General features: G+C 40.6%; 3 protein-coding genes. All 3 read left to right on the top strand.

Features of this window, described 5'->3' with window-relative positions; translation table 11 throughout:
- The first annotated feature begins 131 nt into the window (after window positions 1-131).
- On the top strand, window positions 132-1511 hold the full coding sequence (locus QTN47_RS24470) for a dipeptidase (protein WP_369332071.1): 1380 nt from the start codon (window positions 132-134) through the stop codon (window positions 1509-1511).
- Window positions 1512-1877: 366 nt separating this feature from the next.
- Window positions 1878-2267, top strand: coding sequence for an RNA-binding S4 domain-containing protein (locus QTN47_RS24465; RefSeq protein WP_369332070.1), 390 nt, complete (start codon window positions 1878-1880; stop codon window positions 2265-2267).
- Between the two features lie 1007 nt (window positions 2268-3274).
- Entirely contained in the window at window positions 3275-6343 is a 3069-nt protein-coding gene (locus QTN47_RS24460; protein WP_369332069.1) for a SusC/RagA family TonB-linked outer membrane protein, read from the top strand.
- Window positions 6344-6345: the final 2 nt, after the last annotated feature.

The raw sequence follows: 6345 nt of genomic DNA, 5'->3' as shown, positions 1-6345 counted from the left end.
GCTGATAGCTGATAGCTGATAGCTGATAGCTGATAGCTGATAGCTGATAGCTGATAGCTGATAGCTGATAGCTGATAGCTGATAGCTGATAGCTGATAGAATTTTTCTTTAATCAATTTAAATTACAGGTCATGCAAGGATGGAAAGAATATCAGGAGCAGAACAAGCAACGTTTCCTGGATGAATTATTAGAGTTACTTCGTATGCCAAGCGTAAGCGCAAGAAGCGAACACAAACAGGATATGCTTGCCTGTGCAGACAAGGTTAAGCAGAGATTACTGGAAGCAGGTGCAGACAAAGTTGATATCTACCCTACCGCCGGCCATCCCGTAGTGTACGGAGAGAAAATAATTGATGCTTCTTTACCTACAGTACTGGTATATGGTCACTACGACGTTCAGCCGCCCGATCCGCTTGAGTTATGGCACAGTGGTCCTTTTGAACCGGTTATTAAAGATGGCAAAATATATGCGCGTGGCGCCTGTGATGATAAAGGGCAGTTTTACATGCATGTTAAAGCGCTGGAAACGATGGTGAAAACCAATACGCTTCCTGTTAACATTAAATTCCTGATTGAAGGTGAAGAAGAAATCGGATCAAACAACCTGGGTGAGTTTGTAAAAGCACACAAGGATCTGCTGAAGGCGGATGTTATCCTGATAAGTGATACCGCAATGTTAAGCATGGAAAATCCAAGTATAGATGTTGGTGTTAGAGGCTTAAGCTATATTGAGGTAGAAGTTACAGGCCCGAACAGGGATCTTCACAGTGGTGTTTACGGAGGTGCTGTAGCCAATCCGATAACTATCCTTGCAAAAATGATTGCCAGTCTACATGATGAGAACAACCATATAACTATTCCAAACTTTTATGATGATGTGCAGATTGCCAGCGAAGCAGAACGAGCTGAAATGGCAAAAGCACCATATGACGAAGAAGAATACAAAAAAGACCTTGGTGTTAAAGCTTTATGGGGCGAAAAAGGTTATACTACAAACGAACGCACCGGCATTCGTCCGACACTTGAATTAAACGGAATTTGGGGCGGCTATACCGGTGAAGGCGCAAAAACAGTTCTTCCGTCAAAAGCATTTGCTAAGATCAGTTGCAGACTGGTGCCCAATCAGCAACATGAAAAAATTACAGAATTGGTTATCAACCACCTGAAAAAAATTGCGCCTGAGTATGTTGAAGTAAAAGCAAATCCGCATCATGGTGGAGATCCGTATGTGACACCCGCAGATAGCATTGAATTTAAAGCTGCATCAAAAGCAATCCAGGAAACATTCGGTAAACCTCCTATCCCTGTAAGGGGCGGCGGAAGCATTCCTATTACAGCCTTATTTGAAGCCGAACTTGGTTGCAAAACGGTATTCCTTGGCTTTGGACTGGACAGCGATAATCTTCATAGCCCCAACGAGAAATTTAACCTGTTTAACTTTTATAAGGGCATCGAAACAATTCCATACTTTCATAAGTACTACGCGGAGATGAAGACCGTAAGACCGTAAGACAGTAAGACCGTAAGACCGTAGGACATGTAAGACCGTAAGACCGTAGGACATGTAAGACGTGTAAGACATGTAAGATGATAGAAGAAGAAAAAGATCAGAAGAAAATAATAAAAGAGTGAAGCAGACTGCAATCCCGCAAGCTGCTTCACCTTTCACGGATCACGACAGTAAGATAGTAAGACAGTAAGATAGTAAGTTCGTAAGACGCGTAGGACATGTAAGAGGGAGAGAAGGAGACAAAAAGATTAAAAGAAGAAAGTAAAACTGTAAAGCAGTTTGCAGAAACTAAAAGCTGCTTCACCTTTCACTATTGACTATTCACCATTGACGATTCATCATTGACTATTCACCATTCACTTCAAAATGAGCGAAACAAAAGAAAAACTGCGCATAGATAAATACCTCTGGTCGATAAGAATTTTTAAGACGAGAAGTATTGCGGCAGAGGCGTGCGATAAAGGGAAAGTAAGATTTAACGGAGATCTTGTTAAGGCAGCAAAAACAGTACATGTTAACGATGAATACGAAATAAGGGCTGAAGCAAGAAAATGGATCATTAAAGTAACCGGACTATTGGACCACCGTGTACAATACAGTGAGGCTATAAAATATTATGTGGACCTGACTCCTCCTGAAGAAGTGGATAAAAAAGAATTCCAGGTATCCGCATTTAACACCGGTAAACGCCTGAGCAAAATTGGACGCCCGACTAAAAAACAAAGAAGAGACCTGGAAGATTTCATGGAAGATTAATCATACTCAACGCTTCTTTCGCCTGCCATTTTTCATACGCGGTTTGCTTGGATTCTTCGAAAGATAACCTTCTATCATGCTGCCTTTTATTTCGCAGGCACAATTGTTGTTTCTAATCCGCACAACAAACAAAAATTGTATCAGATCATGATTATCAACTTGTACTCATGGGCATACTATTTACATTTATTTAAAATATCAAACTTAAATGATGCACTACGTAAATTATTTGTATAAGAAATTTGGTATGTTCGAACATAAAAATTTGCCATTGAGCAAAAATTGTTCTATGTTTACTTACACGATTTAGCAAGGTAAACGCAAATCGTTTGTAAAGAATAAAAGCCATAACTAAATGCTTGGAAGGTGGATTGCCGTATGATATCTTTCCCGGGCTTTTATTACACTATATTTTGAGTTTAACAAATGTACCTGACCAGCGGGCGTTATATTATCCGGCGCTAACTGTAAGGATGTTTTACTCATTACTTTTTACTCCGGCCTTATGAGGAATGTATTCGAGATGCGAAATAAACCAAAGGCATTCCGGAGTAGCTACAGCTATTGTTTTTAGACCGTAACAAAAGGAAACAAAGGTTATCAGCAATCAGAAAAATGCGAATATGGTTGATTGTGAAGCTTTCGCCATCATTATTTTTTCACATATTGCTAAAACGATATTGCATTTTTTAAACGCGGGTGTAACCCCGTAAACAATAAAGATGAACTGCTATATGAAAACGCCATGCAACAAATATGCAGAGGTAAAGAAGGAACAGTAAAGGACACAGGCTGATCATCCATCTTTAAAAGATAAACCATGCATATATGCTAACATTGAAAGACAAAGTAACCGTTCCGTTAAGGGCCCCTCCCGTTGTTGACGAAGAGTTTTTTCCTCCATGACACTATTTGCCTAATGGCACCAAACGTTTATGCAACGCAGATTGTATAGAAAAAACTGACTTAATATTTCCCAATATAATTGACTTCTAAAAAGATTGTTTATGAAGCAAAAAATTTTGCAACTCATTCTATTTGCTTTTTTGGCAATAAATGCAATGGCGCAGCAAAAAGTTACAGGCCGCGTTTTTAATGCCAGAACTGCCGAGCCTTTGCCAGGTGTAAGTGTGCAACTTAAGGGCACAACTACTGGTACTACTACAGATGAAAATGGTAACTATACGCTACAGGCTCCAAACTCCAAATCGGTTCTCACGTTCTCATATACCGGTTTTACATCGCAGGATGTCACAGTGGGCACGACCTCTTCACATGATGTAAGATTAGTCGAAGTTGTGAACTCTCTGAACGATATAGTAGTGATTGGATATGGTACAGTAAAAAAATCTGATTTAACCGGTGCTGTTGTTGGCATCAAAGGCGAGCAACTGATGGATAAACCAGTGGCCAACGTAACACAGGCGTTACAAGGTAAAATTGCCGGTGTGGAAGTTAGTGTAAACAGCAACGCTCCTGGTGATGGTGCAAAAGTACGCGTACGCGGTTTGGGTTCTATCAACTCCTCACTTAACCCACTGTATGTGGTTGACGGTGTTATTGGTGTTGATCCCAACTCAATCAACCCTAATGATATTGCATCATTAGAGGTTTTAAAAGATGCGTCTTCAACCGCTATTTACGGTTCACGTGGCGCTAATGGCGTTATCATGATCACTACCAGACGTGGACGTGCAGGCGCAACAAGGGTTACTTATGATGTTAACGTAAACAGGAACGAATTGTATCGCCACCTGCCTACACTTAACTCTGAAGAGTTCGTGAAAATCTACAATGAGTCTTATGCAAACGGACAGAAATTTGACCCATTGGGACAAGTTCAGGTGCCTCCTGTTCAAATGAACCACCACGATCTTCCGTTGTTATTTGATGCAAACGACAAACCTTTATACAATACCAACTGGGAAAATGAAGTATACAAACCTGCCTATTCACAGAGTCATAACCTTAATTTCCAGGGAGGTAACGACAAATCTTTGTACAGTGTTTCCCTGGGTTATTTAGATCAGAATGGTTTGATGATTCAATCATGGTTCAAACGCTACTCTGCAAGAATTACGATGGATAATGACGTTAAAAGCTGGTTACGCGTGGGTGGTAACTTATCCGTAATCAAAAGTCAGCAACGCGTGGTTTCTGATGGTAATGGAGGTTTGAACGTACCTAGAATGGTAACCGAAGAGGTTGCACTGGTTCCGGTTAAATATCCTGATGGTACATGGGCCGGTAATAATGACATCGCCGGTCTTGAAGGTGGTCCAAACCCTGTTAATATTGCAACAAACAGGTACACGATCAACAACAACATGCAAACATTAGGCAATGCCTATCTGTTGTTCCACATTACAAAAGAACTTGATTTCAAAACCGATTTCGGCTTTAACCTTAGTTCTCAGAAAAACAACTTCTACTCCTCTCAAAATCTTGCACACTTATCGCAAGATCAGGGTGGCGTAGCTAACATTAACGCCTACATGAATACTTACTGGCAGTCTGAGAACTATCTTACATGGAACCATAAAATCAACGATCGTCAAAGACTTACTGCCCTGGTAGGAGCATCATGGAACAAAACTTATACTGAGCGTGTAAGATCAGAGACACAAAACTTTATAGATGACATCTTCCAATGGCATTACCAACAGGCTGGAACTGTAAGAAGTGCAAACGAGTCGCAGGATTATGGATTCCAGATGAATTCGTATTATGCCCGCGTATTTTACAACATTGACGAGAAGTACATGTTTACCGGTACATTCCGTGCGGATGGATCTTCAAGGTTCGGTAAAAATAACAAATACGGTTACTTCCCATCTCTGGGTGGTGCATGGCGCGTTTCCCAGGAAGATTTCATGAAGAACAGCAAAAACATTAGCAATCTTAAATTACGCGCAAGCTACGGCTTCACTGGTAACCAGGAAATTGGTAACTATCAGTCTATTGCTCAGATCCAGCCAAGCACAACAATTCTTGGCAATACACAGGTTTCAACTTTACAGCCACAGTACATTGGCAACCCTAATTTGAAATGGGAAAAATCACAGCAGTTTGATGCAGGTATCGAATTGGGCTTATTTAAAGATCGCATTAATTTGACTGTTGACTACTACAATCGTGTTACCAAAGATCTGCTGTTGCAAACACCAATTCCCTGGTCAGCTGGTATGACAAATGCCAATGTGGTTAGAAACATTGGATCTGTTAGAAACGCAGGTATAGAAGTTGCACTGAATACCATCAACGTAAAAACCAAGAATTTCACATGGAGCACCAACTTCATTTTTGCATCTAACAAGAATAAAATATTGAAGCTGAACTCAAACGGTGCAGACATTTTCCCTGGTCCTAACTTCCTTGGCCAATCAAACGTTCTTCGCGTAGGCGAGCCAATCGGTTCATTCTATGGTATGACAAGATTGGGAACATATAGCGATAAAGAAGCTGATCTTGCAGCAAGCCATGGCTTGCATGTTGGCGATAGAAAATATATTTACAATGCAGATGGAAGCAATTACTACAGCATCATCGGCCGTATGTACCCGAAATGGACAGGAACTTTCACCAGCACCATTAACTATAAGAACTGGGATTTCTCTTTTGACATCCGTTTTGTTGAAGGTGTAAACACTGCAGCTACATTTAAACACTCTTCTGAAGACAGACAGACAATTGCGAACAGCCTGAAAACTGTGTTAAATGGCTGGACTCCTGATAATCAAAACACCATGATCTCACAAGTGCGCAACTACAAGTTTGCACAGGATTCCCATTTTGATACATGGTGGGTAGAAGATGGTTCTTTCATCCGCGGTCAAAACTTTGTATTAGGTTACAACTTACCAGTTGCTGCACTGCAGAAAATGAAAATTCAGCGTTTACGTGTTTATGCAAGTGTTCAGAATCTGTTTGTAATTACCAAATACACTGGTTACGATCCTGAAGTTGATACGTTTAACTCCAGCTACGGAAACAACGGCAACTTCTCACAGAACATGGATTTCTTCTCTTATCCACGTCCACGAGTATGGAACTTAGGTTTAACACTTAATTTCTAATC

Source organism: Danxiaibacter flavus, from assembly GCF_041060425.1.
Taxonomy (GTDB): domain Bacteria; phylum Bacteroidota; class Bacteroidia; order Chitinophagales; family Chitinophagaceae; genus Danxiaibacter; species Danxiaibacter flavus.
Note: the sequence above shows the minus strand (reverse complement) of the source record. Positions and strands in the feature narration are given on the sequence as shown.

Excerpts from the sequence above, each read along its gene's own strand:
- QTN47_RS24470 (WP_369332071.1), top strand. The coding sequence starts at position 132 with ATGCAAGGATGGAAAGAATATCAGGAGCAGAACAAGCAACGTTTCCTG.
- QTN47_RS24465 (WP_369332070.1), top strand. The coding sequence starts at position 1,878 with ATGAGCGAAACAAAAGAAAAACTGCGCATAGATAAATACCTCTGGTCG.
- QTN47_RS24460 (WP_369332069.1), top strand. The coding sequence starts at position 3,275 with ATGAAGCAAAAAATTTTGCAACTCATTCTATTTGCTTTTTTGGCAATA.